General features: G+C 38.2%; 24 protein-coding genes. 5 read left to right on the top strand and 19 right to left on the bottom strand.

Going from position 1 to position 24,951, the window contains the following annotated elements:
- Nucleotides 1-1,137: 1,137 nt before the first annotated feature.
- From ACOMCU_RS12730 to ACOMCU_RS12740, 3 genes are all read right to left on the bottom strand, one after another.
- Complete coding sequence (locus ACOMCU_RS12730) at nt 1,138-2,031, bottom strand: M23 family metallopeptidase (protein WP_010861112.1); 894 nt, start codon at nt 2,029-2,031, stop codon at nt 1,138-1,140.
- Nucleotides 2,032-2,586: 555 nt separating this feature from the next.
- The gene (locus ACOMCU_RS12735; RefSeq protein ID WP_421050403.1) at nt 2,587-3,024 is read right to left on the bottom strand and encodes a hypothetical protein; all 438 of its coding nucleotides are present in this window, start codon (nt 3,022-3,024) and stop codon (nt 2,587-2,589) included.
- Nucleotides 3,025-3,198: 174 nt separating this feature from the next.
- Nucleotides 3,199-4,617 carry a serine hydrolase domain-containing protein gene (locus ACOMCU_RS12740; RefSeq protein WP_219363799.1) on the bottom strand — a complete coding sequence of 473 codons (1,419 nt, stop codon included), beginning with the start codon at nt 4,615-4,617 and terminating at the stop codon, nt 3,199-3,201.
- An 863-nt stretch (nt 4,618-5,480) separates the two neighbouring features.
- Between ACOMCU_RS12740 and ACOMCU_RS12745 the strand changes: the two genes are divergently transcribed.
- The 3 genes from ACOMCU_RS12745 to fumC all read left to right on the top strand — a co-directional run bounded on the left by ACOMCU_RS12745 (nt 5,481) and on the right by fumC (nt 8,607).
- The gene (locus ACOMCU_RS12745) at nt 5,481-5,645 is read left to right on the top strand and encodes a hypothetical protein (protein WP_155242518.1); all 165 of its coding nucleotides are present in this window, start codon (nt 5,481-5,483) and stop codon (nt 5,643-5,645) included.
- Nucleotides 5,646-6,419: 774 nt separating this feature from the next.
- On the top strand, nt 6,420-6,638 hold the full coding sequence (locus ACOMCU_RS12750; protein WP_421050404.1) for a hypothetical protein: 219 nt from the start codon (nt 6,420-6,422) through the stop codon (nt 6,636-6,638).
- Nucleotides 6,639-7,215: 577 nt separating this feature from the next.
- Nucleotides 7,216-8,607 carry a class II fumarate hydratase gene (gene fumC, locus ACOMCU_RS12755; protein WP_421050405.1) on the top strand — a complete coding sequence of 464 codons (1,392 nt, stop codon included), beginning with the start codon at nt 7,216-7,218 and terminating at the stop codon, nt 8,605-8,607.
- 60 nt (nt 8,608-8,667) lie between these two features.
- Here the strand turns inward: fumC and ACOMCU_RS12760 are convergent, their stop codons facing one another.
- From ACOMCU_RS12760 to ACOMCU_RS12780, 5 genes are all read right to left on the bottom strand, one after another.
- Entirely contained in the window at nt 8,668-9,222 is a 555-nt protein-coding gene (locus ACOMCU_RS12760) for a GNAT family N-acetyltransferase (RefSeq protein ID WP_421050406.1), read from the bottom strand.
- 17 nt (nt 9,223-9,239) lie between these two features.
- Nucleotides 9,240-9,779 (bottom strand): cysteine hydrolase family protein, encoded by a 540-nt coding sequence (locus ACOMCU_RS12765; RefSeq protein ID WP_010861092.1) that lies wholly within the window; start codon nt 9,777-9,779, stop codon nt 9,240-9,242.
- A 30-nt stretch (nt 9,780-9,809) separates the two neighbouring features.
- Nucleotides 9,810-10,274: a hypothetical protein gene (locus ACOMCU_RS12770; protein WP_421050407.1), complete on the bottom strand. Its 465-nt coding sequence runs from the start codon at nt 10,272-10,274 to the stop codon at nt 9,810-9,812.
- Nucleotides 10,275-10,360: 86 nt separating this feature from the next.
- Nucleotides 10,361-11,308, bottom strand: coding sequence for a stalk domain-containing protein (locus ACOMCU_RS12775; RefSeq protein ID WP_010861090.1), 948 nt, complete (start codon nt 11,306-11,308; stop codon nt 10,361-10,363).
- A 237-nt stretch (nt 11,309-11,545) separates the two neighbouring features.
- The gene (locus ACOMCU_RS12780; protein WP_421050408.1) at nt 11,546-13,321 is read right to left on the bottom strand and encodes a glycerophosphoryl diester phosphodiesterase membrane domain-containing protein; all 1,776 of its coding nucleotides are present in this window, start codon (nt 13,319-13,321) and stop codon (nt 11,546-11,548) included.
- Nucleotides 13,322-13,588: 267 nt separating this feature from the next.
- On the opposite strand from ACOMCU_RS12780, the gene ACOMCU_RS12785 reads away from it, so the two are divergent.
- A complete protein-coding gene (locus ACOMCU_RS12785) occupies nt 13,589-13,828 on the top strand; it encodes a hypothetical protein (RefSeq protein ID WP_010861088.1) in 240 nt (79 codons plus the stop codon).
- A gap of 57 nt (nt 13,829-13,885) precedes the next feature.
- On the opposite strand, the gene ACOMCU_RS12790 is transcribed toward ACOMCU_RS12785, so the two are convergent.
- From ACOMCU_RS12790 to ACOMCU_RS12805, 4 genes are all read right to left on the bottom strand, one after another.
- Nucleotides 13,886-15,469 (bottom strand): amidohydrolase, encoded by a 1,584-nt coding sequence (locus tag ACOMCU_RS12790; protein WP_421050409.1) that lies wholly within the window; start codon nt 15,467-15,469, stop codon nt 13,886-13,888.
- Nucleotides 15,470-15,482: 13 nt separating this feature from the next.
- Entirely contained in the window at nt 15,483-16,034 is a 552-nt protein-coding gene (locus ACOMCU_RS12795; protein ID WP_010861086.1) for a biotin transporter BioY, read from the bottom strand.
- A 157-nt stretch (nt 16,035-16,191) separates the two neighbouring features.
- The gene (locus tag ACOMCU_RS12800; RefSeq protein WP_010861085.1) at nt 16,192-16,863 is read right to left on the bottom strand and encodes a TIGR04104 family putative zinc finger protein; all 672 of its coding nucleotides are present in this window, start codon (nt 16,861-16,863) and stop codon (nt 16,192-16,194) included.
- Nucleotides 16,850-17,365, bottom strand: a complete 516-nt coding sequence (locus ACOMCU_RS12805) for a sigma-70 family RNA polymerase sigma factor (RefSeq protein ID WP_010861084.1) — start codon at nt 17,363-17,365, stop codon at nt 16,850-16,852. The genes ACOMCU_RS12800 and ACOMCU_RS12805 overlap by 14 nt, the downstream gene beginning before the upstream one ends.
- Nucleotides 17,366-17,520: 155 nt before the next feature.
- On the opposite strand from ACOMCU_RS12805, the gene purU reads away from it, so the two are divergent.
- Nucleotides 17,521-18,429, top strand: a complete 909-nt coding sequence (gene purU, locus ACOMCU_RS12810; RefSeq protein WP_421050410.1) for a formyltetrahydrofolate deformylase — start codon at nt 17,521-17,523, stop codon at nt 18,427-18,429.
- 56 nt (nt 18,430-18,485) lie between these two features.
- On the opposite strand, the gene ACOMCU_RS12815 is transcribed toward purU, so the two are convergent.
- From ACOMCU_RS12815 to ACOMCU_RS12845, 7 genes are all read right to left on the bottom strand, one after another.
- The gene (locus ACOMCU_RS12815; protein ID WP_421050411.1) at nt 18,486-19,934 is read right to left on the bottom strand and encodes a diguanylate cyclase; all 1,449 of its coding nucleotides are present in this window, start codon (nt 19,932-19,934) and stop codon (nt 18,486-18,488) included.
- A 294-nt stretch (nt 19,935-20,228) separates the two neighbouring features.
- A complete protein-coding gene (locus ACOMCU_RS12820) occupies nt 20,229-20,822 on the bottom strand; it encodes an MBL fold metallo-hydrolase (protein ID WP_010861081.1) in 594 nt (197 codons plus the stop codon).
- 17 nt (nt 20,823-20,839) lie between these two features.
- A complete protein-coding gene (locus tag ACOMCU_RS12825) occupies nt 20,840-21,079 on the bottom strand; it encodes an MBL fold metallo-hydrolase (protein WP_421050412.1) in 240 nt (79 codons plus the stop codon).
- Nucleotides 21,080-21,504: 425 nt separating this feature from the next.
- Nucleotides 21,505-22,581 carry a LolA family protein gene (locus tag ACOMCU_RS12830; RefSeq protein WP_230491917.1) on the bottom strand — a complete coding sequence of 359 codons (1,077 nt, stop codon included), beginning with the start codon at nt 22,579-22,581 and terminating at the stop codon, nt 21,505-21,507.
- Nucleotides 22,578-24,026, bottom strand: coding sequence for a HAMP domain-containing sensor histidine kinase (locus ACOMCU_RS12835; protein ID WP_421050413.1), 1,449 nt, complete (start codon nt 24,024-24,026; stop codon nt 22,578-22,580). The genes ACOMCU_RS12830 and ACOMCU_RS12835 overlap by 4 nt, the downstream gene beginning before the upstream one ends.
- A complete protein-coding gene (locus tag ACOMCU_RS12840) occupies nt 24,023-24,721 on the bottom strand; it encodes a response regulator transcription factor (protein ID WP_421050414.1) in 699 nt (232 codons plus the stop codon). The genes ACOMCU_RS12835 and ACOMCU_RS12840 overlap by 4 nt, the downstream gene beginning before the upstream one ends.
- A gap of 88 nt (nt 24,722-24,809) precedes the next feature.
- The gene (locus ACOMCU_RS12845) at nt 24,810-24,941 is read right to left on the bottom strand and encodes a hypothetical protein (protein ID WP_421050415.1); all 132 of its coding nucleotides are present in this window, start codon (nt 24,939-24,941) and stop codon (nt 24,810-24,812) included.
- Between the last annotated feature and the right edge of the window lie 10 nt (nt 24,942-24,951).

Consider the following 24,951-nt stretch of genomic DNA (forward strand, 5'->3'; position numbering starts at 1 on the left):
CGAAATAGGCAACCAAGTAAGCATTTATGTCAATCACTCCAACAAAAGTTAGAATATTAGGATATTGCATAAATTCATCATTACTATAACTATTGAGACGTACTGAATGCCTAATCGTCATAACGCCATTTAAAGCGCGATAACCACCACCATTACAGCCATTATCCTGCTAATATTTCCCGAGAAATAATCAAATAAAAACATGTGTATTTCTAAAAGTAATAATAAAATTATGCTATAATAACGATGCATCAAAATTATAGGTGACGTCTGTAGTCTTCACTTTTTTTCCTTGAACACTCGTGTAAAGTACTGTACCCATTCCGCATGACCACTCACAACTACCACGAGTTTAATGGTAAATATCACAGTCATTTGTACTGCAGAGTTCTCGCTAAAAACACTCTAATTAAAATTATTCATGCAAATAATGCACCAACTGCCATATAATTCGCTGTACCCTCACAATCGATTTCTCGGCAATAACTACGAGTATTCACAAAAAAACAGGCTCATTCCAGCTCAAGCAAACTTGCAATCGTTGACTCTGCGTATTTTACTCGAAATAAAAGCCCATAAACGTTAGAACAGATACAACATGCCATTTGACGACAAGCACAAAGTTCCTCGCCACTGATTGTGCTGTTTAACTTTACGTGCAAAACAAGAAAAATAGACAGCCTATAAAAAACTAATAGCCACAAATGATCCTTCACCTAAAATACTTTGGTCTTCTCAGTTAGTAGTGTCCCTTTACTTAATTTAATTTTGGACATAATTATAGTCTTCGGTAAAAACAGAGCTGACTCTACAGAGGCGTAGAATAAGCGCTATTTCACTTTTACTATTCCAGGCCCAATCAATTAATAGGATATACTCCACATCCAAGTCAGAATTGTTACAATATAAGTGAATGAGATAGTTAACCACACTGCATTTCTATTCATTTTTGCACCACTATCTTTAGATAATTTCCGAATGATACTAACTAAATTAACGCAAAAAACAATTGCAAATATAGGATTTAGAAAAAAGCCTAGTGCGATAAACGTTTCCAAATCGATTACCCTCTTCACTTCATTTTAATTGCCTGTAGCTGGTTATTCTGTAGCAGCAACAACTTATAGTAACTTCTACTTACCAAATCAAGCTGTTTCTTACGAGAAATCTTCCATTGAAGCGCATTGGCACACCTACTCCGTCTTTTTCCGCATGAATGTGCAAGTGCGGTTCTGAGGTATTACCTGAATTCCCGACTAATCCAATTTGTTGTCCTTTTTGTAAAACATCTCCTTCTTCAACAACAACACTGTCTTTTTGCAAATGTGCAATATAGACATTTACATCCTCACAGTTAAGTTTGACATAATTTCCTTCTGCATTTTCAGAATCTGCGTTGGGCGGTGTTAAATCAGGCAGATGATTACGAACTTCTAGCACCTCACCGGTACAAGGACTCGTCAATTCATCTCCGTATATGACGTATTTATCAAGTTCTTTCGGGTAAATACCAGCTGCCCGCACTCCTACTTTATTTAGTTTAGTAATATCCAGCGCGTACTGTTGTGCAGGATAAGCATTATGATAATTAATTTGCACATGATTCCCACCCTGACCAACGTAATATGTCCCGTTTTTCAACGGAAAGTCGAGTTCTATCGCCTGATGTTGAGTTGTATATCCGCTGAATAATAAAACATTATAAAATCCAAAAATAAGTAATAGCCCCCCATTGATAGCAAGCGACCATTTCTGACTACGGTTGAATTTAGTATGCATCGGAAAGGATTTTACTTTTTTCCAAGATTTATAGACCGCTAGTAACAATAACATTAGCCATATGAATCGCCAGTAATAACTAAACCAATTCCATGGCCCTGAAAAAAATATCCAGGATGTATAGAAGACAGTAAACATCGCCTGTACTATCCATTGAATCTTACTATGGAAAGACCCTTTCCATAAAGAAATAATGAATGCGGCAGGTAAAACTACTTGGATAACAACTAATTGGATAATCACAAGTGTCATATTCTTCCCCCCTTGATATTTTTTACTCTAAAACTATTTTGATCGTGTCGTGAAGCATCGTTCTTGTTAGAAGCTTAAAATATCGTTTACTACATAAATACTACTTTTCTCCTCTGCGTTTTACTGTAATACGAATGAAATGGAGTAAAGTTCCATAAAATTAAAAATGCTTATCGCATGAAAAAAACCGTTTGATGATAATGAGACACTATAATTTATCTACTGTGCTTCCTAGTACTAGAAGTTCAATAAAAAAGCGCTAATCCTTTTAGATCAACGCACCCTGTTATTAAGTATATATTTGAATCAATTTCATCATTCACTTTCATATCAATCAAGGCGAATATTAATTAAGAAAAATAAAGGAATTGTTCCTATCATATAGGTATATTCCGCTACAGGCGGACGCTTTCCGCGGGCAAGCACCGATCCGCTTCCTTCGTTACGCTCAGTCCAGGGTCACGGTTCGCTTACTTTTCCCGCTGGAGTAGCCGCCTTACGCTCCTACCAAAAATGTTCGTGTTTCTTTATAGAAAAACTATTTATGAAATTAATTCATGTAGCTTTTTTTCTTTTTTTAAAGCGTAATACCATGATAAGGACAATTGATATTAGAATAGCAATAGGTAGAATTTTTGTGAATAAATCCATCCAATGAAAAGGTGCCTCGTGAACGTATACAGCTTTTTGCCACTGCTTGTCTCCCACTTCGACCGCAATTGTAGTATCAGTAGATATATCATTCATTGCAAAATACTTCGTTCCTTTAGAATACGCATTTGAAGCGTCTCCGTAGTAATCTCCAGTCATATCATTGGGTCTTGTTTTTACTGCGCCAATATTCTTGCCAATTTGACTCTCTACTACCTTTTCTTCTTTCACTTCATAAACATTGCCATTCCAAACCACAAAAGGATAAGCCCAATCTAACGCTTGAACAGATAATGTGTACGCAGATAAAAATAATAGAATAAACGAGACGATTCTAGTCATCAGTATCTCCCCCTAACATTTATATTACCATCAAAACCCATTATTCTATCACCTAACCTCCCCCTTTTGCTACATAAAAAAAGACTGCCCATGACAGTCTTTTCGTTACGCTATTGCACCCCGTTCGATAAATGAAGAAAGGTTTTTTAAATGTTTAAAACCAAACTACGCCCCTTACTTGACCTTTGGGATTTGTCTATATCCGAATTTAATCCTTACGATTGTGCCATCCTCATCTCTTTTAAAACGCAGCATCAAATTCGAGTCCATAACTTGTACTAAAAATGTGTCTTCCGCAATTGCTTTAATTATTGTCTGAATTCCGTCAAAATTCATATGCAGTTTCCCCGCTTCAACATGAAGTTTCACTTGCGAACCTTCACCAGAAACAAATTCACCTTCATATTCCTTTAATTTAACAAGTGATATATCCATTTCTTTTAAACTAAAATGAGTATCGTGCACAGATTTACCCAGTTGTTGTGCAAATGCACTATATAATAGTTGAGTAGATGGTACTCCTGCTAAGTTTGCTAGTGATATACCTGTTAAACCCAATTCTGGAATCATGTTCAATTGGGCTGCCACACCTTTAATGGATCCTCCATGTTCTATCAGTTGATAGCCAAAAAAGTCTGGTATGATGATTAAGCCGTATCCGTAATATTTCTCAGGGTCACATTGTATATAAGGAGTTGTCATTAATTCAACGCTCTTTGGTGTCAAGATTTGTGCTGAGCCTACTTTGCCATTATTTCTGAAGATTTCTGCGTATTTAAGCATATCGTTTATAGTAGATTTCAAGAATCCAGCTGCACGCATAGCGGGCGCGTCCCAAGGATTATTCGATTCAAACACGATTGTTTCTTCCGCTTTTCCCCGTGAATCATAAAGGGTTGCAATATCCTCGTGTCCATTTAATTCTTCTAAATGAAATACACTTTGATACATGCCTGCCGGATCTAAAATATAGTCTTTCATATATTGTTCGTATTTGATTCCACTTACTCTTTCAATAATAGTACCTAAAAGGGCGTAACAGTCATTTGAATAGCTAAACTCTGTACCTGGTGCACCAAGTAGCTGAAACTCCGCGTTCGCAATGTCTTCCATCAGTTCCTCATAGGTATCAATAGATGGGCGCTTAGAAGGTTCATTTTCTTTCTTTTTATCTTCTTCAAATTTCGGATCCAACTCTATACTGTTACGTAATGCCCCCATTAATGTTTGTAAAGGAGGTAATCCTGCAGTATGCGTCATAAAGTGATGAATGGTCATTTGTTTCGTATAATCTTCATTATTCGTTTTAAATTCTGGTAAATAATTTATAACAGCATCGTGAACAGACAATTTCCCAGCCTCTTGTAGCTGTAAAATGGCCACACATGTAAATGACTTCGTTATTGAACCGATTCCAAATACCGTATCAGAGGATAAGGGTAGCTCCTTCTCTACATTGCGATAGCCCAAGCCCTTTTCATAAAATAATTGACCGTCTTTTGCTAAGCCCATTGCAAAGCCTGGAATTTGATATTTCTTCGTAATTTCACCAGCATATTGTTTAAATTCTTCCATCATTGTTGCTTGTTTCATATTGTCCATCTCTCCATTTCTGATTTTTCTTTTTTAATGTTTAACCATTCATTGTTTTAGATGCCTGAATTGCTATGAGCATCAGCGCTATTACGAGTAATCCTTGAAGTAAATTATTTGCCTTAACACTAAAAGATTCGAAGGAAGTCCTCTCACATTTTCCTGTATAGCGATTTCAACAATCTATCTTGCACCTTTTTCATGTTGATTCTGTACACTGATAAAATATCAGCATGTCTACCCACTATTAATGAACTATTCCGATTTTTAAGATTAAATAATTACTTTCCCTCTCCTTTTCTTATTTAAAACAATCGTTTTACCCGCTCATTGGGACCAAAAAAAACATATATCTTCCCTTGTTAACATACATACGGAAGGCAGAAATAACCTCTTATCTTTCATACCTTTATATTAAGTTATTTTTAATAGATATCATTTATAACCTCCCCTTACGATGTATCTAATTTTATTATAAAAAGGAAAACTCTCTAATTTATTACTTGATTCTTACTTATTTCTTAAATGTATAAGAAAAACCTGTAAAGCGTTACCAACTCGACAAGCAGAGTTGTTTAATACGTACTCCTAAAAAAACAGTAAAAAGCATTTCTTATATGAGGGGTACATGTAGCCATTTATTAATGCCTTAGCATGAACATCTAAAACAAATCCAAACCTAAAATTTGTGTCAACAGTATATTGCTTGTGGAATGTACGCAAACAATCAGTAACTGCTCATGTTATGTTCATCAGTTAAAACAACTTCTTTTTTTGGCTATGAACTAAAACATACAACATTTCATAATATAGATATGAAATATTTTAAAAAGGATGATGCTTAAAATGTCAATGATGAGATTATGAGAATCTCAGTAGCAAGAACGGGTAGCCTTCCTAGTGAAGGAGAACTACCTGACGGCTGGAACGATGAAGGATGGGATATTGATCGTTGGGAGAATGACGGTGGTAGAAGTATTGGTACAAGACTTGGCGGCGGTCGTGACTCTTGGAAGAACTACTTTTAAATGTTTGAATTGAGGGGGAGACGACTTGTCTCCCTTTCATACATTGTAAGGACAAGTTTTTATAACAGCGAACCTTGTGGCTGCAACCCAAGGGCATACTGTTCAAGCTCCATCTCCTGTAAACGCTCTAGCGGTAATTTAAGCAAAAATTCTTGATGTAGTGCTTGTGCTTTTCGTGCATATTTCTTTCCTTTCTTCAGTCGCAAACGCATGAATTTGTGAAATCAGTTGTTCCATCTATGTATCTCCCTCCAAATAATGGATGTAGTGCCGTTTCAATTATAAGACAGTTACTGCGTATAGGTATATAGCACTTAGCATATTTTTACAATTAATTTAACTAGACCTTTAATCATGGGTCAGAAAAACGATGTACTGACGGCTATGGATGTGTAGCAATGTTAAAGCAAGACTAACAGAACACTTTACAGGGCTGTCAAAAAAGTAAAAACAACATGCTTTGAGGCATCCAATTCTGCTATTTTTTTGATGCAAAGGTAAAAATCCACGTAGACTCCTGTGGGAAAGCAAGAACATGAGACCCAGCAGGGAGCGTTAGCGAGCGATGCGGCGTATGCCTTGCCCGCGGAAAGCGAAGCGGATTTTTATCATAAAGGAGGGCGGACGTTTTTGTTTGAATGACTTTTTAGATAGCCTCTTACTCCTGAAATTATATAGACGCACATTGTTTTTAAAAGAACTTATTTAAGCTGTTCTATATCCAGGGCACTCCTCATAAATTGACTAAAATACGCAATAAGGAGACCGTAGAACATGAATGTTGTACATTTTTATGAAAATAAGACCTCCCTTTTAAATCAGTTATTAGTTCGCATTCCGGTTATTGACGACAATATCCACATTAAAGGGCGCAAAGCGAAAGTGGTCGAGATTATTCAAGTGGATGACCACAAATATCATGTAAACGTAATTTTTGAAAAAATAGCGAAAAAGCAACCTTTAACAAAAGATCTTGGCAAGAAAAAGAGATAGCACCTTCCCCATTTCCTGTTAAACGCTATCTGCCTGCCTATAAATATGACATTGCTATCATTTCCTCATTGGATGAAATGGTAGCGTTTTTCATGCATTTCAATGCCTCTACCCTTCTTGGTCCGCCCCCATCAGGCATTGCTTGTTGTAGGCTATGGCGAACTAGTTTACAGAAATTCAATCTGGGGTACTACAAGAACGAATAATCGATTTTATTAAAAGTTGAAGACTTCCGACTTTGAAATCTATGTTTCAAAAAATCTTGGGCAGTCATCGAACCATTGGCATTTAGCAACGAGTTGCAAACTATTCTCAGTTAATGATAATTTCTTCATGTAAAGGTGTTGACTTTTTAATTGATAACAATTATCATTATCAATAGATTATTTCTTTTCTCCAAATGCTTAATTCAGAATCCCCCCTCTTTTTTGAATAAGCATGTATCAAACGGATATTCTTACATCAGACTAAGAATATCCGTTTTTTTAATTATATTTTGCTTACTGATGTTCTAGTTTTCTTCGCAAAACGAAACATATGCGCTATAGAATTTACATAAACAAAGGAGCTGTTTTACATGAATTATCGTATCGAAAAAGACACTATGGGTGAAATTAAAGTACCTGCAGACAAAATTTGGGGTGCCCAAACACAACGTAGTAAAGAGAACTTCCAAATTGGCACTGAACAAATGCCGATTGAACTCGTTCAAGCTATGGCTATTTTAAAGAAAAGTGCAGCTATTGCCAATAACAAGCTAGGCAAGCTTTCAGATATTAAGGCTAACGCGATTGTACAAGCGGCTGACGAAGTTTTAAACGGCCAATGGGACGACCAATTCCCACTTGTTGTATGGCAAACAGGTAGTGGTACACAAACGAATATGAACGTCAACGAAGTCATTGCGCATCGTGCCAACCAAATTTTACAAGATGCTGGTCAGGATGATCGCATTCATCCAAACGATGATGTCAACAAGTCACAAAGTTCAAACGATACTTTCCCAACGGCTTTGCATATTGCCGCTGTGTTAAAAGTAGAAGATTATTTACTGCCCCGCCTTCGTTTACTGAAAGCGACGTTTGACGACAAGGTGACAAATTTTAAAGATATCATTAAAATTGGCCGTACACATTTACAAGATGCGACGCCATTGACATTAGGTCAAGAAATTAGCGGATGGTCTGCTATGCTTGAAAAATCTGAGCGCATGATTAAACACAATGTTGAATACATGAAAGAATTAGCTATCGGCGGGACAGCAGTCGGTACGGGCATTAATGCACATCCTGAATTCGGTGACCGTGTAGCTGCTGAGATTAGTGCGTTAACTGGTAAAAGCTTCACATCAGCAGCCAACAAATTCCATGCACTTACAAGTCATGATGAAGCTGTAGTGGCACATGGCGCATTAAAAGCACTTGCTGCAGACTTAATGAAAATTGCCAATGACGTGCGCTGGTTAGCAAGTGGCCCTCGCTCTGGTATCGGTGAAATCACAATTCCAGAAAATGAACCCGGCTCATCCATCATGCCAGGTAAAGTGAACCCAACACAGAGTGAAGCCATGACAATGGTCGTAACACAAGTTGTTGGAAATGATGCAACAATTGCCTTTGCCGCTTCACAAGGTAACTTCGAGCTGAATGTCTTTAAACCAGTCATTATTTATAACTTCTTACAATCAACTCGCCTACTCGCTGATACAATGAAATCATTCAATGATAATTGCGCAGTTGGCATTGAGCCAAATAAAGAGGTTCTTGACCATAACCTGCAAAACTCATTAATGCTGGTTACCGCATTAAATCCATATATCGGTTATGAAAATGCCGCTAAAATTGCGAAGAAAGCCCATAACGAAGGCACAACATTAAAAGAAGCTGCCATTGCAACAGGATTACTTACAGAACAACAATTCGATGAGTATGTTGACCCAGCTACGATGATTTATCCAAACGCAAAATAAATTCGCAACAAACCCAGCTAAGCATCTTCGCATAGCTGGGTTTAATTTAACGTTGTGGTGCTACAAAGATGAGTCCTGACATCTGCCCATCACAACCGTATTATAGTATTTACCGTCAGATAGTATTTTATCATTTTTCAATAGGCCTTCTACTTCAAAGCCTAGCTTTTCATAGAGCCTAATCGCTTTGTCATTCGTTTCTAAAACATGCAATGCCATTTTTTTAATATCATTGGCATCTGCCCAGGCAATGGATTGTTGTAAGAAGTTCTTTCCTATGCCATAGCCCCAAAATTCCTTTAAAACTCCTACACCAAATTCAACTTTATGAGAAAATCGTTTTAACGCAAATCCTTCACATCTTGAAAAGCCAACAATTTGATGATGAGCGACTGCCACTAAAAATAAGTTTCGAGGATTGTCAGTATCCGCTTTTATTAACTGTTGAAATCCTTGTGGATCGATAAAGGCCTCCCCTTTTTCTCGGTCAAGGTTTTCTGTCTCCCCATCAATTTGTAACCTTAATGCAGATAACTCACGCGTATCTGTTTCAATGGCAGACCTGATTGTATAATGCAGTCCGTTTTGATAAAATTCTTGCTTGTTTATGCGCATGACGGCTCCTTTCGTTGCTATGCCTCTTCTAGTTGATAATTTGTACTTGGCTGAATGGTAACAAAGCGATTATTCCATATTAACTCATGATGCTCCACAATTTGTTCAGCATCCAACAAGTGACTATTGATCGTGCTATGTGCACCTTCTATTAAAATATTATGGTGGTATCCATGGCTATACGCACTTCGAATCGTAGTATCTAAACAAAATTCCGTTTGCGCACCGACAAAAATAAGCTGATCAACCTTAGAATCCTGTAAATATTGTGCTAATTCCGTTCCATAAAATGCATCCCAAGTAGTTTTTTCAATAACTTTGTCTTCCTGCTGTTTATGTAGGCCATGATGTAGTTCCCATCCAGGTTTTCCACATGCCATTTCATCATCCTGTTCTAAATCTGTATGCTGTATAAAAATTACCTGAATCTCTTTAGCTCTAGCCCATTTAATTAAGTGATTAATATTTACTACAACTTTGTCACCTTCAAATAATTGATACTTCTTATTTATAAAGAACACTTCTTGCATATCTACAATGACTAATGCTTGTTTCATAAATTCCTCCTTCAATATTTTGGCTTTGTGTCATTTTATTGTATATGAAATCAATCTTCCTGAAAAGTAAATGACAGGCCTCATAAAAAACACCGCTACCTTTAGATTCGTCACTTGGGTTGTTCTATCCGTCAGTTCGGGGGTTCTATCCGTCAGTTCGGAGGTTCTTTCCGTCACTTTGGTTGTTCTATCCGTCAGTTCAAGCGTTCTTTCCGTCAGTTCGGAGGTTCTTTCCGTCAGTTCGGAGGTTCTTTCCGTCAGTTCAAGCGTTCTTTCCGTCAGTTCGGTGGGTCTTTCCGTCAGTTCGAGGGTTCTTTCCGTCACTTTGGTTGTTCTTTCCGTCATTTTGGTTGTTCTATCCGTCAGTTCGGGAATCCCATGTACATAACCATCTAAAATCGTAGAAAGCCCGATAGTAGATGGCAATAGTTGCTGTTCGGTTCTAGTGAATAGATGCCAGTGTTTGATAAACCGCTTCTCTGATAAAAATGTCAAAAGGTATTCGGAATGTTATTATACCGAATACCTTTTGTCGTCAATATAACCCGCCGTTGCACAATGCATGGCGGGTATTTGGGTATTTATTTCATTAATTCTTCAACAAATTCTACAGGTACATATGTTTTTGTTGGTTCAAGTAAAGCTGGTGCCACTTCGAAGTGACGAAGTGCTTTATTGTAGCCATATTCTTTTTGACCGCGTGTTATCGTATAAGATAATGCACCTTTTGATACGATTGCACCTTTTCCTGTTGATTCTACTGTAAAGCCAAGTTCTTCAGCAATTAATCGTAAAGGAACCATTGTCGTACCATCTACTTCATAGAAATCCGTTTTAATAATTTCATCTACAGCCGTTTCTGATGGATCTACTTCTCCTGGGTCCACTTCTCCCGGTTCTTCAACGATAGTGTCTAATACTATTACTTTTGATGGTGGCGTTTGTGCCGGAATACTCATTGTTGTAATTGTATAGAACACAAGTAAATGTTGTTCTGCTAAATCTTCAACTGTCACATCTTTGCCAGATAAACTTTGTACGGCCGTTTCTTTGCCGACATTTAATTTTAGCGTGTTATCTGCGTTCACTAAATCTTTGTTGAAAAAGTCAACTGTTACACTGCCCATTTCCTCTGTTTCCACAATAAGTACTTCTGGATTATATTGTGGCGGGTAAATCATCAGCATCGGTTTGTTTGCATACGTGTAAGCCGTTACTTTGTCACCCTTTTGAAGCTTCACTTCTTTGCCTGTATTATCGAAAACAAGTGTGTCCTCATTCATTACAAAGACATTAATGTTTTCGCCTTCTTTAACCGTATAATATGTAGCATTGTCACGTACTTCGACATTCTCAACTGTGCCTGCTACTTTAATAAAGATTGGCTGCACTTGAGGATTTTGTGCTTCGTCATTTTGTGCGTTGGTCACAACTGCCTCTCCTCCGTTTGCTGATGCAGTTGGTGCTATTACAGCTCCACCGATTAATAATGCCGACATTGCGAATGGTACGACTTTTGTCATTTTCATAAAAAACATCTCCTTTATTTCACGAATTCATAGGAGTAGTCGTAGTAAAGAGGAAAAGGTTACAACATATTGGTAATATTATGACCGTTTTCAGGAATTATTATTTTTTCCTAAAAATAATAAGAAGGCATTTTAGATAGCTGGTATACTTTGATTTCTATTCCACTCAAGAAGGGGAATCCGTATAAGCCCCCTTCACTGGTTCTCTTAGTGCCTGTCTCCCTCTCTAAAATGACGCTAAAAAATAAATTGAAGTCGATGTAATACGCGTTGTAAAAAGTACTGATGTTCACTTTGCTTCGTCCTTATATCCAAAGCTATATCAGGATGATCTGTAATAACGCCCGCAACATTTTTTCCAATAAACTCTTGTAGAGAGCGATCTTTGTTTAAAGTCCAAACAAATAAATCCATATCCGCTTGCTGTAATTCTGCAATTAAGTTATCTGAAACCCAAGATGCTTCTAATGCTATAAAATCTACTGTCGTATCACTCATGGACCCAACAGTGAGCGCATAGACAATACCAACACGTAAGTTAGGCGCTAATTTCTTTAGCTGTGTCATCAATTGGGAATTCGCTGATTGGACATAATACGTATCCAATACCTGATGTGTTGTTAATTTTTCTAGTAAGCGTGGCAATAAATCTTCTCTTTCGTTCCCCTGCACTTTTAACTCAATGAGTAATGCGACATCAAGCGCTTTCGCCATCTCAATAAAATCATCTAGTGATGATATTTTATCGCTATAACCATTCGAGTGGACTGTAATGGTCTTTAATTCACTTAGGGTCATGTTCGTTACTACCCCATTTTTCCCAGCTAGTCTCCTTAATGTCCGGTCATGATACACAACAAAATCTCCGTCTACGGTTTGCTGAATATCTATTTCTACCAAGTCAGCACCTGCAGCGGCGGCACTAACAAGCCCACCAATCGTATTTTCCACAGCCTCTGCCGTGTATCCTCGGTGTGCGATGATTTTCGTATCAGGCGCATAAACACTTTTCTCCAACGAATTTACATTGATTACGCTCAATACGATAAATACGATGCAAGCGAGTATCGATAATCGTTTGTAACGCTTTTTTAAAAACTTCGGTGAAATTTTTGATTTCGTTAAGAGAAGCGTATTGTAGGTAATTGCCACCATTACCTGTGAAAACATTGCCTGTAACAAACTAAACAACACCACAAAGGCAATTTCCAAAAATGCAAGGGTCATACCAGCAGTTAAAAGAGCTGCACTTGGCATCACACGTTCTAAGATAAATAATGGTATTGTGCTCACCACGGTAATACCTAATAACATCAGCAAGTGACCTGTTAAAATCATGGCCAATAATACGAGTAATTCAAACAAACCTCTTCTTGAAAAGCGCCAACTTTGTACGAGCGATTGGCGAATTGAAATCCTTGGTTGAATCGTAAAAATCGGCAATGTCAGGATGCTACGTACGCCAACAATGACTAATACACATGCTACAGCAGCATAAAGTAACTTTCCTGACCGACTAAGCATTAATTCATCTGTAATAAAATGCGGAATGGAAATGGCTTGGGTTAACGTCAGAGGTAGCATAAATGAAGCTAGAGGTAATAACAAGGCAATATAGACAACCAAATATATTACCTGAATACTATAAAAATAGACGACTTTACGATTTAACTGCTGCCAAATTGCTAGAAATCGATAACGAATACCACGCTGTTGATAAAAAGCCATTAAAAATAAAAAACCCATCTCATAATAAATAAATAGTAATACAATCATTACCCAAATAAGGAGCATACCAATGACGAAGGGATGCGCTAGAAAGCTGTGGATATTTTCCTCGGTAATATGGGTGTAGCCAGTTACGCGCAACATCAGCTTAAAACCAACCGTTGTGATGGGTACAACCATTAAAAACTGAAATAACCGAATCAGTGCAAAAACCTGTATATAATGAACGCGGTACGTATAAATATTGTACATGGCTAGTCGCATAATTTGACCTGCTTTGTGCATTCACTCACCCCCAGTGGCATACGAACTTATTTCCCCAATAAATCATTTACTACACTTTTTTATTACTTTTCTATAAGGTATGAATTGAAATATACGTTCAATTACTTCCAAGGTAAAAATCCATATCCGAAAAAGATTTTGTCCATTATAGTATGTCCTTATACATCTTTAGATTTATGTATTTAACACTGCCAGCTAAATTTTTTGAAACTTTTTACCAACTGATTCGGTAAATAGTTATGGAAACTTATAAATGGAGGTATACATATGAAGAACTTTTACATTGGCGACATTATAAGTACAATCATGATACTACTTGTTTTCGTAGTCATTTTTTACGTTATGATCAAAATGATAAAAAAATTAAAGCCTTTGTCTTCAGTGGCTTCCTCGCCACCTGAAGACACACTTCTCCGACAAGTTGATGCTCTCACTTCGCGTGTTAATAGCTTGGAACTACAAGTAAAAGAGTTGTCCGAAAATCATCATGCAAATCAAAATAGCTAGCCAGCTGACTATTGTTATAGTACTGGTCTCGTTAAGACAAAAAAATCGCCGTGAAGATTACTCTTCACAGCGTTTTTTTGTTTTTGCATAAACTATTTGTCCATTAATAACCGTATAAGCGACGTCTATATGTGGCATGTTTTCGATGTCTACCGTAAAAATATCTTGTTCAAATACAGTGAAATCCGCAGCATAGCCCGCTTCTATCTTCCCTCGAACATGGTGCTGTCCGATAATTTCTGCGGCCCCTACTGTATACAAACGTACAGCTTCAAAGCGTGAAATTTTTTCCTTCGAACCATAACCATCATGCAATTCGCCAAAATTCCGTCTTGTCACAGCTGCGTAAATTCCGTGTAATGGGTTGGGCTCTTCAATCGGTGCATCACTACCTCCTGCTACAATAAGCCCTTGATCCAGGAGCGATTTCAATGGATGTAAGCCTTCTGTCCGCTGCTTCCCTAACCTTACGAGCTCCGCTTCATATTCACCTTGAACAAATTGTGGTTGCATATCGACTGCTACAGGTAACGCCGCAAGCTTTTCCAAGATGTCCTTATCAACCAAGCTACAATGAATGACGCGGTCTAATTGTCCTTCTCGAGGTGGATATTTCGCAAACACCTCTAAAATTGTTATAATCGCTAAATCACCAATCGCGTGCACAGCGACCGTTTGCCCATATCTTCTAGCGAGTTGCACATACGCCTCTAACTGCTCTGTTGTATGCACCAGCATCCCTCTATTGTTAGGCTCATCACTATATGGTTTACGCAGAGCCGCCGTTCGTCCACCAAATGCGCCATCGATGAAGATTTTCATGGCACCAAACTCGACAAATACTGTTGATGCTTCATGCAGTTGAACAACTTCCTCAAAAACAGTGTGGTGTTGCAGTAAGTGCACTTTAAATGATTGTCGCGCCTCCACGATTTTTCGAAAAGCAGCTATTGGCTGACTTGGGGAACCGTAGTAACTTAAATCTTCGGAATGCCCCCCAACAAGACCATATGATTGTAGGGAGTTCACGGCTTTTTCAAGCGCATCCTCAATATATGCAGGCGTAATATGTGGCATATGATTGACAATCATATATAGTGCAGCATCCTTTAAGACACCTGTCACTTGTCCATTCTCTTTGTCAATAATGCCGCCCTCAGGTGATGGTGTATCGTTGGTAATCCCGGCAAAAGCAAGTGCCTTGGAATTAACTACTATCAAATGATGACAGCTACGTTTTATAATCAAATGGGCCTCACCCAGTGCATCAAGTTCCGCTAATGTTGGAAAAACTGGTACGATAAATTGTGTTTCATTGAGCCCAATAGCAATAACCCATTGTTCTGGCGTCGCCTTCTCCATCTGTTCACGAAGTATGGCAAGTAGCTCGTCCTTACTTTTCACCTTGGATACATCAATATGCTTCAATTTTTCACCATAGCCAATGATATGTAAATGACTATCGACAAATCCTGGGTACATCACGCAGCCATGTAATTGTTGGATAGAAGCAGCTTGTGGCAACAAGCTGTCTACTGAGCCTGTTGCCACTATTTTTCCATCTCGTTCAAGCACAGCTTCAACCGTTTCGCCAACCTTTGCCATCGTGTAAATCGCGCCACCTGTCCATAACGTTGCCAAAACCATTCTCCTCCTATGCTATTGCTTCGATTAAATGCGCTCTTTCTAAGCGTTTACGTACAACGACACCAAGCCATGCAGCTATTACCGCTTTCAAAACACCTACAACGATAAACGGTGCGACACCGCCCATAAATGCTGCTGTCCATGATAAATCCGCTAAAATTTTTAACCAAACTGTACCGAATGTTAATGTCACAGCCATCCCAATAATATTAGCAATGATGGCATGTACCATCGTAATGCCGAATTTATCTAAGTATAACCCCATGATAATTGCTGTTACGAGGAAGCCTACTATATATCCACCTGTTGGTCCTACTAAAATAGCAAAACCTCCTGACATGCCACTAAAGACTGGCATACCGGCAGCTCCTAGTAAGATATATAACAATACCGATATTGTACCAAGCTTCGTGCCCAAAATTGTGACGATTAAACCGACTGCTAATGTTTGCCCTGTAATTGGAATAAGTGGTAGCGGAATCGTAACTTGCGCCAGTACTGCTATAATCGCTGCACCAAATGCCGCTAACACATAATTATATGTATGACTCTTCTTCAAACTAAATTGCCTCCCTTTGTGCGTTAACTACATAACAAAATAAGTTAACACAAAGATATAGCAAATGAAAACTGATGTCAATCAATTTTGAAAAATTGCCATAAAAAAAGAAATTGCTATAGTGAACTAGCAATTTCATTCCCTTCATCAAACTTTCTTACCAAAGAGGCTCATTCATAGGATCATCTTCTTGTAGATCAAAGATATAAGGTGCTAATTGATAATAATAAATAAAGACACCTGCGAAAAAAAAGCCAATTCCAAGAAAAAAGTTATCAAAAAAATGATTCATGAACACCATCATAGGAATCGGAATATTGAGTATTCCGGCTAATTGGACAGATTTTTTCGTCCGATATTGCTTTTTCCCGCAGTACGGACACTCTATTTGCCCATTTTTACGATAAAATTTTCGCGCTTGTTTGTGTGTCCACGTTTCTGCACACTCGATACACACCGGTAAACCATAGCCCTTTTTTAGCAACAAGCGTTTTACCAGAAATGTGACACCTATGAACAGAATAAAGAGTAGTATTCCTCGCACTACATCATAGTCAAAAAATGTCCAAAAACTCCACGTATCCGATTCTTGCTGTAAAGTTGCCGCCTGTTGACTACCAGCCGTACGATCATCTTTACTCAGTGATAAGATGTATGTAAAAGTAAGGACAAACACAGTGAAAGTTGCAAGTACGATTCGATACTGCCACTGACTACTACTTCTCGGCTTGCTTTTCCCACGCATTTTTTGAACGATTGCTTGCTTTTTTTCAGCTGAAAGCTTAATTTCCTGTAGCTCCGTTAATACTTCTTCTTTAAATTGATTCATGGCGTAACACCTCCCAGTCATAGTCACCGATTGCTGTTGCTAACTGTTTTCTAGCACGCTGTAATCTCGTTCTTACCGTTGCTTCTGGACAACGAACAAGCTGTGCAATTTCTACTGTGTTCATATCCTCGAAATAATATAGAATGAGTACTTCTCTATATTGCACAGATAATGTAAACAACGCATCCACTAACTCTCGCTTTGTCGACTTTGCAAGTAACTCTTTTTCTGGTGTGACAGTTGTAGTGCGCCCCGTTATTTTTTCGAATAGTGACAGCCGTTTACTTTTCCAGCTGCGCAAATAATCATGGCTTCTGTTAACTGTCATTTTCACCAAATATGTACGGTATGATGATTCTTGCCTAAACTGCTGTTGTTTTTGATAAAAGGCGATAAACACATCCTGCACAATGTCCTCAGCGGTCGCTTCATTTTTCACATATAAATAAGCAACCTTTAGTAAATAATCACCGTGCTCTGCCATAATTTGTTCTATTTCCATCGCTGCCCTCACCTTCTTTCTATACTACTGACGGATGCCAATCCATTTCCGATTCATTTTGCAGGAAATTATTTTTTCTCTGAATGTTTTTGAAAATAACGATTCATTCTGATAAAGTAATAAAGTGACGAATTTTGTACGAGGAGTTGTAGTAAATGACCGTGAAACACCAAGTAAAGGCTATAGCAAAGGAGCAGGACATTCAATTTGAAAATCGTGCACGTTTATTAGTCAAGTGCCCAGACCAACCAGGAATTGTAGCTGTGTTATCTTCATTTTTATTTAATTTTAATGCAAATATTATCGAGTCGAGCCAATATTCAAGTGATCCTGAGAATGGTACTTTCTTTATACGGATTGAATTCCATTGCGACAATCTGCCAGAAAAATCACAGAACATGGAAGAGGCATTTACATATATTGCGAATGACTATGGCATGGAGGCTAAATTTTGTTATTTAAATAAACGGGAACGAACAGCCATCTTTGTTTCAAAAGAGCTACACTGTTTACAAGAGTTATTATGGGAATGGCAAAATGGTGATGTAGAGACGGATATTGCAGTGGTCATTAGCAATCATGAGGATGCACGTGCGCTTGTCGAATCATTTCATATCCCGTTCCATTATATCCCTGCGCATAAAGAGATTCGCCAACAGGTGGAGCAAGAACAAATCCGATTAATAGAAGCATATGAAGTTGACCTGCTGATCCTTGCCCGTTATATGCAAATATTAACGCCTGATTTTGTGGATCATTTCAAAAATCGCATTATCAATATACATCATTCCTTCTTACCCGCGTTCATCGGCGCAAATCCATACGAGCGTGCACATACAAGAGGGGTCAAACTGATTGGTGCGACTTCGCATTACGTTACGAACGATTTAGATGAAGGACCGATTATTGAGCAAGATGTAGAACGAGTGGATCACCGTGATACGGTAGCACATTTGAAAAAAATTGGCCGCCAAATAGAACGGCGTGTACTGACGAAAGCTGTAAAATGGCACCTAGAAAATCGAATTATCGTGGAGGGCAACAAGACAATCGTTTTCCATTAATCATTTCATGGAAATTTCTTCATGCAAAAGAGGGGCTCCATATGCCCCTTTTTCTATTATTTACTATTTCCCACATCGCTATATTGGTTATAGAGTGTAATTTGGTTACGTCCATTGCGTTTTGATGTGTAGAGCGCACTGTCCGCATGATGTATTAAAGGTTCAACTTGCTTGATGTATCCACAGTCATTCGTGCTTACCCCTATACTAAATTCTAATTGTACAATTTCCTCATTAATCGTCAATGATAGTGAAGTTAATGTATGGTATAGGTTTTGTGCAATGGCTTGAACGGACTCTCCTTCTTTTAAATGCGTGAGAATAATAAACTCATCCCCTCCAAAGCGAGCTACAATCGATTCATAAGGTTGAAAATAATTTTGCAATGTAGTTGCCGTTATGGTTAGTGCATCATCCCCAAATAGATGACCATTCGAATCATTTATGGATTTAAAATGGTCCAAATCAACCATCATTAAAGCCAGTTCTTGACTTTCCTTTGCAGCATTTTTCACCATTGTCTCCGCATGTTCATCAAAATAACGACGATTATAAATATTGGTTAGTGGATCAATATACGAATTTCTTTCAAACTGTTTTTTCTGCGCATTATACTCCATTTCAAATAACACTTGTGTATAATTTTCCCTTTGTATTTCTAATAAAATGTTTATATATTCCTTTTGGATAGCACATAAAACAATTTTATTGCCTTGGTCTTCAATGAGCCTAACTAAGGAATTATAAATGTCTTGAAGCAAGGATAAGTCATTATTTTGCAATGCAAAATGCTTTGATTTTTGATACATATCAATCGCCTCGCCAATACGGCCCTGTTTTTCACAGAGTAGGGCATAGGCATTAAATACTTCTAATTGTGCCTTACTATAAGGCGGTACATGAATTTGCTCAAGTAAATTTTGCAATATCTCCTGCGCTTCATTAAATTCCGCTAACCCAATATGTGCTATCGCTAAATTTGTCTTCGAATGTATAATCCCTTTATAAGGTTGCACATGTTGTGTGTCAAATTCATTGGCATAGTATAGACTTTTTAAGGCAAGTTCCTTGGCCTTATCATATTTTTCTAGCTCAATCTCCATGCCACTCAAATTATTGTAAATTTTGCCCATGCTCTCCACATGCTGAATTCGCTCCGCTATTTCAAGCCCCTTCATCAAAAACTCTTCTGATTTTTTTAGATGACCAAATGTAAACCAATAGACGGAGGCAAGGGAATAATATTGAATGACGTCGATATCATTGCCATACAAAAAGGTAAGTTCACGGTATTGCTCAAGTAAATTGATGGATATTTGTAAATCTCCTACTTGAAAATAGCTCATACAACGGTATCGTAACAGATGCATTGCTTTATCGTACAACGCCAGCGCATAGGCCCTATCTATTGCAGCACCACTTAATTCTATATATTCTAAATAGCGATTGGCACTATATAATTCATCTAGTGTAATCAATAATTCTTCAAATTCTTGTGTGTCCATACCGTACCCCCCTTTAATATCTCTTATTCCTTTAATACTACCTTCACACTCAAAATATTACAATTCTTTGTACTCATTTATTTGGCAACAATTGAGTAATTTAACCTAAAATGCCATTTTAAAATGAAAAAAGCCTCTTTAACAGAGGCTTTTCATCATTCTTCAATGCCTACAAATGCTTTTCAAGCTTTCGATTTTTTCTGGTTACAACGGCTATCAGGCGTAGTTGTGGTTTTATCAGCGATTTTGTTGGTTCTATCAGCGATAATTCTATTCTATCAGCAATCTCGTCTTTTATGATGGTTTTTGTTGTAGATCAGTGTATACCTTTGAAAGATTGGCTTTTATGCCATTTACGCCTTTCCATGCTCGATACTTACTAGGTGTTTCAAAGTCAGAGATAAAGTCTTCACGCGTTATGTTTCTACGATGCGCTTCTGTTGCTCTTAAAATCAAGCATGATAAATAATCTGTAAGCGTATCACAAATAGCCATGCCCTCTACGCTCCCGTGTCCTGGCACAATGGTTTCAATTTCCATTTGTTTGACTGCCTGCAAAATTGACAAAAATTCTGTAGCGTCATATATCGGGACATGTAAATCCTTAGTTATTAAATCTCCCATAAATGCTATCTTTTCATTGGGTAAATACATAAATGTATCACTTGGCGAATGTCCTCCACCTAAACAGTACAGTTCTACACTTCGTCTTGAACCTTTAATAATCAGTTTTTCCTCAAACAGCACTGATGGTAGGATCATTTTCATATTAGGTAAGTCCTTTAATACTTTGGACATTTCATTATACTGGTTTAATAAGCTCTCTTTTAAAATGGCGTCATCTGTTGCATCAATTTGATTTCTCACATTTACAAGGTAATGTTTCATGTCCCTTTCTTCCTTTGCTACATCTTCCAATTTATTTTTTCTGCACACCATCGATGTGTTAATGAGGTAGCAATGATCGTTGTATCCATAAACATTTGATTACCAAAAACATGATCTCCATGGTAATGACTGTTGATGAGGTACTTTACTGTCTTGCCAGTAATGTTTTCAGCTTGACTCCGTAACTCCTTCCCAGCAGACGGTGTGCCAAGCGCGTCAAAAACAAGTAATTCATCACCTAAATCCAATACCCGCATTGCTCCATGCACCTTGGCCGGGTTTTGCGATAGCTGCATACACGCCGTCATCTAAGGCATGCAACGTAAAATAAGCTGTGTCTACAATATTCATCTTCCCCTACTCTACCAAATATATTTTTACATATTATAGCATTTGTTGATTTGTGGTGAAGCAAAAAAACCCACCCTTGTTGAGTGGATTTTCGCTTGGTTATATAAATCGTTTAAACATCTTCTCGTATAATGCCACAATGAGCAATCCGCCTAGTAGCGGAATCAGCGAGCTGAAGCTGAAATAAAAGCCTTCCTCATTGAATTCTCCTAAAAATTGAAATTGTAGCCATGTCACGTTGTATGTTTCGCCTACTCCATATAAAAAAACTGTGCTAAATAAAAACAAAGCCAGACATTTTATACATTCACCTTTCCGCATATGATACACCTCACTGAACAATAGTCATTTGTTGTGCAGCTGATAAAACATCTTCGATTGTCATTTCAGGGTTTTCAATGATTATGCCATATTGATAGCCATGTTCCTGCCAGCCAATATAACGGAATTCCCCTTGCTCCATTACTGTTCCTTTTTGCCCGCGCACCTCAATTTCTTTCTCACCTGGAATAGCTTCAAGCTCCGCAACACTATTATCGGCTTTAAATACAGTTAGTGAAATTTCTTGCTGTTCATTCTTTACGTATTCAAATGTATATTCAGGGCGATCTTCAAATCCTTTATCAAATGAAATATTTTGCAAAGTAAGTCCATTTTCATCTGGCACCATTAAAAATTCCCCAAGTTGCGCTTTCACAACATCCAGCGTTACTGTCTGTAAAGCAGAGTCTTCCGTGCTGATTTCCTCCACTTTTGCATCCTCTGGAATATCGATTGTAAATTGAGCATCTTCAATCTTTGCATTATCATCCATTTTCGTATAGGCAGTCGTCATTTCATTTCCTGCATTGTTCGTCGTTATTTTTAATGTTAGCCATGTTTTTTTGTCAATCCATACTTCCATATCTCCGAGTAATGTATCATCTTTTTTCGCTTTCGCTACTATTTTATACGTATCTCTGCCGGCAAGTTTCTCTTCGCCAGCGATGTTCACTTCATGCGTATCCTTCACCATATTAAATATTAATTGTGCCTGATCTCTTGGTGATTGAAGCCCATCGAGTGCACCCTCAGCATAATTCATTTTATGCACAGTATTTCCTACTACATCATACATAATGATCTGTGTGCCATTATTGACTGAAATAAAGTGTTCACCATTTTCACTGGTCATGTCAATACGTCGTTTACCTTCCTTGGCCCATTCTTTGACCTGTGCTTTTCCACCCATCTCGCCCATATCGATTGTATATTCACCGTAATACGTAGTCGTCTCAGCTGTTTCCTGTAATGCTTGGTCAATAATCTCCTGGGGTGAATAGGACCCTTGCGTATTACATCCAACCAAGCTAAATGTCAGTGCAGTAACTAATCCCGCTGCACGTAATGATTTTTTCCAATTCATCATTCATTTTCTCCTTTATATCGTGGTAACCAGCACAATACCGCTGTTCCAAAACCTTCTTGGGATACCAGCTCTACAGTCCCACCGTGTTTTTCTATTATTTGTTTTGCAATATTTAAACCAAGTCCTGTACCACGCTGACCAGCCTTTGTACGGGCGTTATCTGCTTGGTACATGGGCTCAAATAGTCTTTTGATGTCTTCTTCCTTTACACCATATCCGCTATTTTGTACCATTACATACATGCCCTCTTGCTTAGTAAGAGCAGGTTTTACAAAATCAAAGCACCATGCAGGATACGTTCCAGCATTTACGGCAGCCAAACCAATAGTGCTATTTATTTCTCCGTAGCGCCAAGCATTGCTCATTAAATTGTCTAGCACACGCTGTAATTGCTTCGGATGCACAGCAAATATGCCATCTACCTCACATATAACCGCAAGCATAAAGCCTTTATCCTCACAAAGTGGTTCATAATCTGACAGCGCCATGTCAAAAAACTCTGCTCCATCGACTTCAACAAGTTCTAAATCATAGCTTGTCGATTGCAGTAATGTATACATAAGTAAATCTTCTAGCATATGCTTCATCGTTTCAGCCTTAGATAAAATGACTTCTCTATATTCGCCTTGCTGTTGTTCTGTCAATGCCTTGTTTTGCAAAGACTCAGCGTAAGCCTGTATAGAGGTAAGCGGTGTTTTCAAATCATGTGATATACTCGCAATCATTAATTCCTTTTGCTGTTGTTCATCTTTTAAATGAGCACGTGCTAGCTCGATTTCATTGTGCATGGCAAGAAATGTTTGGGTCAGTTCACCAATTTCATCTTTTCTTAAGCTTAATGTAGATTCCACATGTTCTCCCTTTGCAAAGGCACGCATTTGCTGCATAAGTTCTTGCAAAGGTCGGTTTAATTTTCGGTTAAGCAGCACAATAACGGCTGTATAGATTGCAAAAAAAAGTGTAATAATGCTAGCGATTACAAGCCATGAGCGTCTTTCTACGCCTTGTACCCAATCGGCTCTTACTAATTGAATTTCATAAATGCCAACCAACTCATTCTTATAATAAACAGGTTCTTTATACGTAAAGGCGTTGTATTTTTGCTGCAATTCGAATAAATCCTTCAAAATGGTATCTTTTGATTTAAATCCAGAAGTCAATGGATTAGAGGAATAATTAACAAAACCAGATTTTGAGTACAGCGTAATGGCAAGTTGGTCATTAACAAGCGCTTCAACTTCCTGCAAATCTGCTTTTTTTTCGTACAGTGTTGGATCCTCTAGTACTGACTTTACTTGATTGAGTTCAGTCCACTTTTCGATGTATTCACCGACATTTTTATCGTGATAATAAGCATTGATCCACACGTATAAGCCGTATGCCCCGCCAATTGGCACAATCATGACGATGAAAAACATGATGAACAGCCATGTTTTAATTTTCATAACGGTTCACCAACGAAGCGGTAGCCCTTGCCCCATACCGTTTGAACAAAATGTGGCGTTTTGACTGGATCTTTTAGCTTTTCGCGTAACGCCTTAATATGTACCGTTACTGTGTGTGTTTCATCGACACTTACCTGCTGCCAAATATGCTGGTACAGCGCTTCTTTTGAAAAGGTTTGACTGGGATTTTTCGCCAGAAGCTTTAACAGGGCAAATTCCTTTTGTGTTAAAGCCAGCTCAGCATCATCAAGGCTCGCGGTCTCCCTTTGCCAGTCAATGATCAAGCCATATGCAAAGGAGGTGATGTCTTCGCTATCCTGTTTTTTGTTAAAACGTTGCCATCGACGTAAATGGGAGGCCACACGCGCCTTTAACTCCTCTAAGCTAAACGGTTTCGCAATATAATCATCAGCGCCTTGCAAACCCTCCACCTTATCGGCCTCTTCCTTACGGGCGCTCATCATTATAATGGGCACATCACTATCCCAACGAATATTTTGGCAAACGGTCAGCCCATCCATCTCAGGCAGCATCCAATCGACTAACACTAAATCAAACGTATCCGCTTGAAAATCTGCCAGTCCTTCAAGTCCAGTTGTCGCCCAAGTAACTTGGTAGCCCTGTTGTACAAGCGTATCTCTCACAATACGGCCAATCGCTGTGTCATCTTCAATTAGTAATAGCTTTTCTGTCATCTGTTTTCCTCCTGTACTAACCTTACTATGTAACAATACATTTTTTTCGAACTTTACACTTTCTTTATAATTACCCTAGCTGGATTTTTCAGTATGAGGTGGTGCTATCCGTCACTTCGTCGGTTTTATCCACCACTCTGCCTGTTTTATCCGTCACTCTACCTGCTTTATCCGTCACTCTGCCTGCTCTTTCCGTCACTCTGCCTGCTCTTCCCGTCACTCTGTCTGCT

It is taken from the genome of Lysinibacillus sp. UGB7, from assembly GCF_049058285.1.
GTDB classification, from domain to species: domain Bacteria; phylum Bacillota; class Bacilli; order Bacillales_A; family Planococcaceae; genus Lysinibacillus; species Lysinibacillus sphaericus_B.

Bases quoted from the DNA above. Each gene is read 5' to 3' on its own strand.
- ACOMCU_RS12765 (WP_010861092.1), bottom strand. From the start codon at position 9,779: ATGAAACAAGCATTAGTCATTGTAGATATGCAAGAAGTGTTCTTTATA.
- purU (WP_421050410.1), top strand. From the start codon at position 17,521: ATGACCGTGAAACACCAAGTAAAGGCTATAGCAAAGGAGCAGGACATT.
- fumC (WP_421050405.1), top strand. From the start codon at position 7,216: ATGAATTATCGTATCGAAAAAGACACTATGGGTGAAATTAAAGTACCT.
- ACOMCU_RS12750 (WP_421050404.1), top strand. From the start codon at position 6,420: ATGAATGTTGTACATTTTTATGAAAATAAGACCTCCCTTTTAAATCAG.
- ACOMCU_RS12820 (WP_010861081.1), bottom strand. From the start codon at position 20,822: ATGAAACATTACCTTGTAAATGTGAGAAATCAAATTGATGCAACAGAT.
- ACOMCU_RS12745 (WP_155242518.1), top strand. From the start codon at position 5,481: ATGAGAATCTCAGTAGCAAGAACGGGTAGCCTTCCTAGTGAAGGAGAA.
- ACOMCU_RS12835 (WP_421050413.1), bottom strand. From the start codon at position 24,026: ATGAAAATTAAAACATGGCTGTTCATCATGTTTTTCATCGTCATGATT.
- ACOMCU_RS12815 (WP_421050411.1), bottom strand. From the start codon at position 19,934: ATGGACACACAAGAATTTGAAGAATTATTGATTACACTAGATGAATTA.
- ACOMCU_RS12760 (WP_421050406.1), bottom strand. From the start codon at position 9,222: ATGCGCATAAACAAGCAAGAATTTTATCAAAACGGACTGCATTATACA.
- ACOMCU_RS12800 (WP_010861085.1), bottom strand. From the start codon at position 16,863: ATGAATCAATTTAAAGAAGAAGTATTAACGGAGCTACAGGAAATTAAG.
- ACOMCU_RS12785 (WP_010861088.1), top strand. From the start codon at position 13,589: ATGAAGAACTTTTACATTGGCGACATTATAAGTACAATCATGATACTA.
- ACOMCU_RS12730 (WP_010861112.1), bottom strand. From the start codon at position 2,031: ATGACACTTGTGATTATCCAATTAGTTGTTATCCAAGTAGTTTTACCT.
- ACOMCU_RS12805 (WP_010861084.1), bottom strand. From the start codon at position 17,365: ATGGAAATAGAACAAATTATGGCAGAGCACGGTGATTATTTACTAAAG.
- ACOMCU_RS12830 (WP_230491917.1), bottom strand. From the start codon at position 22,581: ATGATGAATTGGAAAAAATCATTACGTGCAGCGGGATTAGTTACTGCA.
- ACOMCU_RS12740 (WP_219363799.1), bottom strand. From the start codon at position 4,617: ATGAAACAAGCAACAATGATGGAAGAATTTAAACAATATGCTGGTGAA.
- ACOMCU_RS12735 (WP_421050403.1), bottom strand. From the start codon at position 3,024: ATGACTAGAATCGTCTCGTTTATTCTATTATTTTTATCTGCGTACACA.
- ACOMCU_RS12780 (WP_421050408.1), bottom strand. From the start codon at position 13,321: ATGCACAAAGCAGGTCAAATTATGCGACTAGCCATGTACAATATTTAT.
- ACOMCU_RS12840 (WP_421050414.1), bottom strand. From the start codon at position 24,721: ATGACAGAAAAGCTATTACTAATTGAAGATGACACAGCGATTGGCCGT.
- ACOMCU_RS12775 (WP_010861090.1), bottom strand. From the start codon at position 11,308: ATGAAAATGACAAAAGTCGTACCATTCGCAATGTCGGCATTATTAATC.
- ACOMCU_RS12825 (WP_421050412.1), bottom strand. From the start codon at position 21,079: ATGCGGGTATTGGATTTAGGTGATGAATTACTTGTTTTTGACGCGCTT.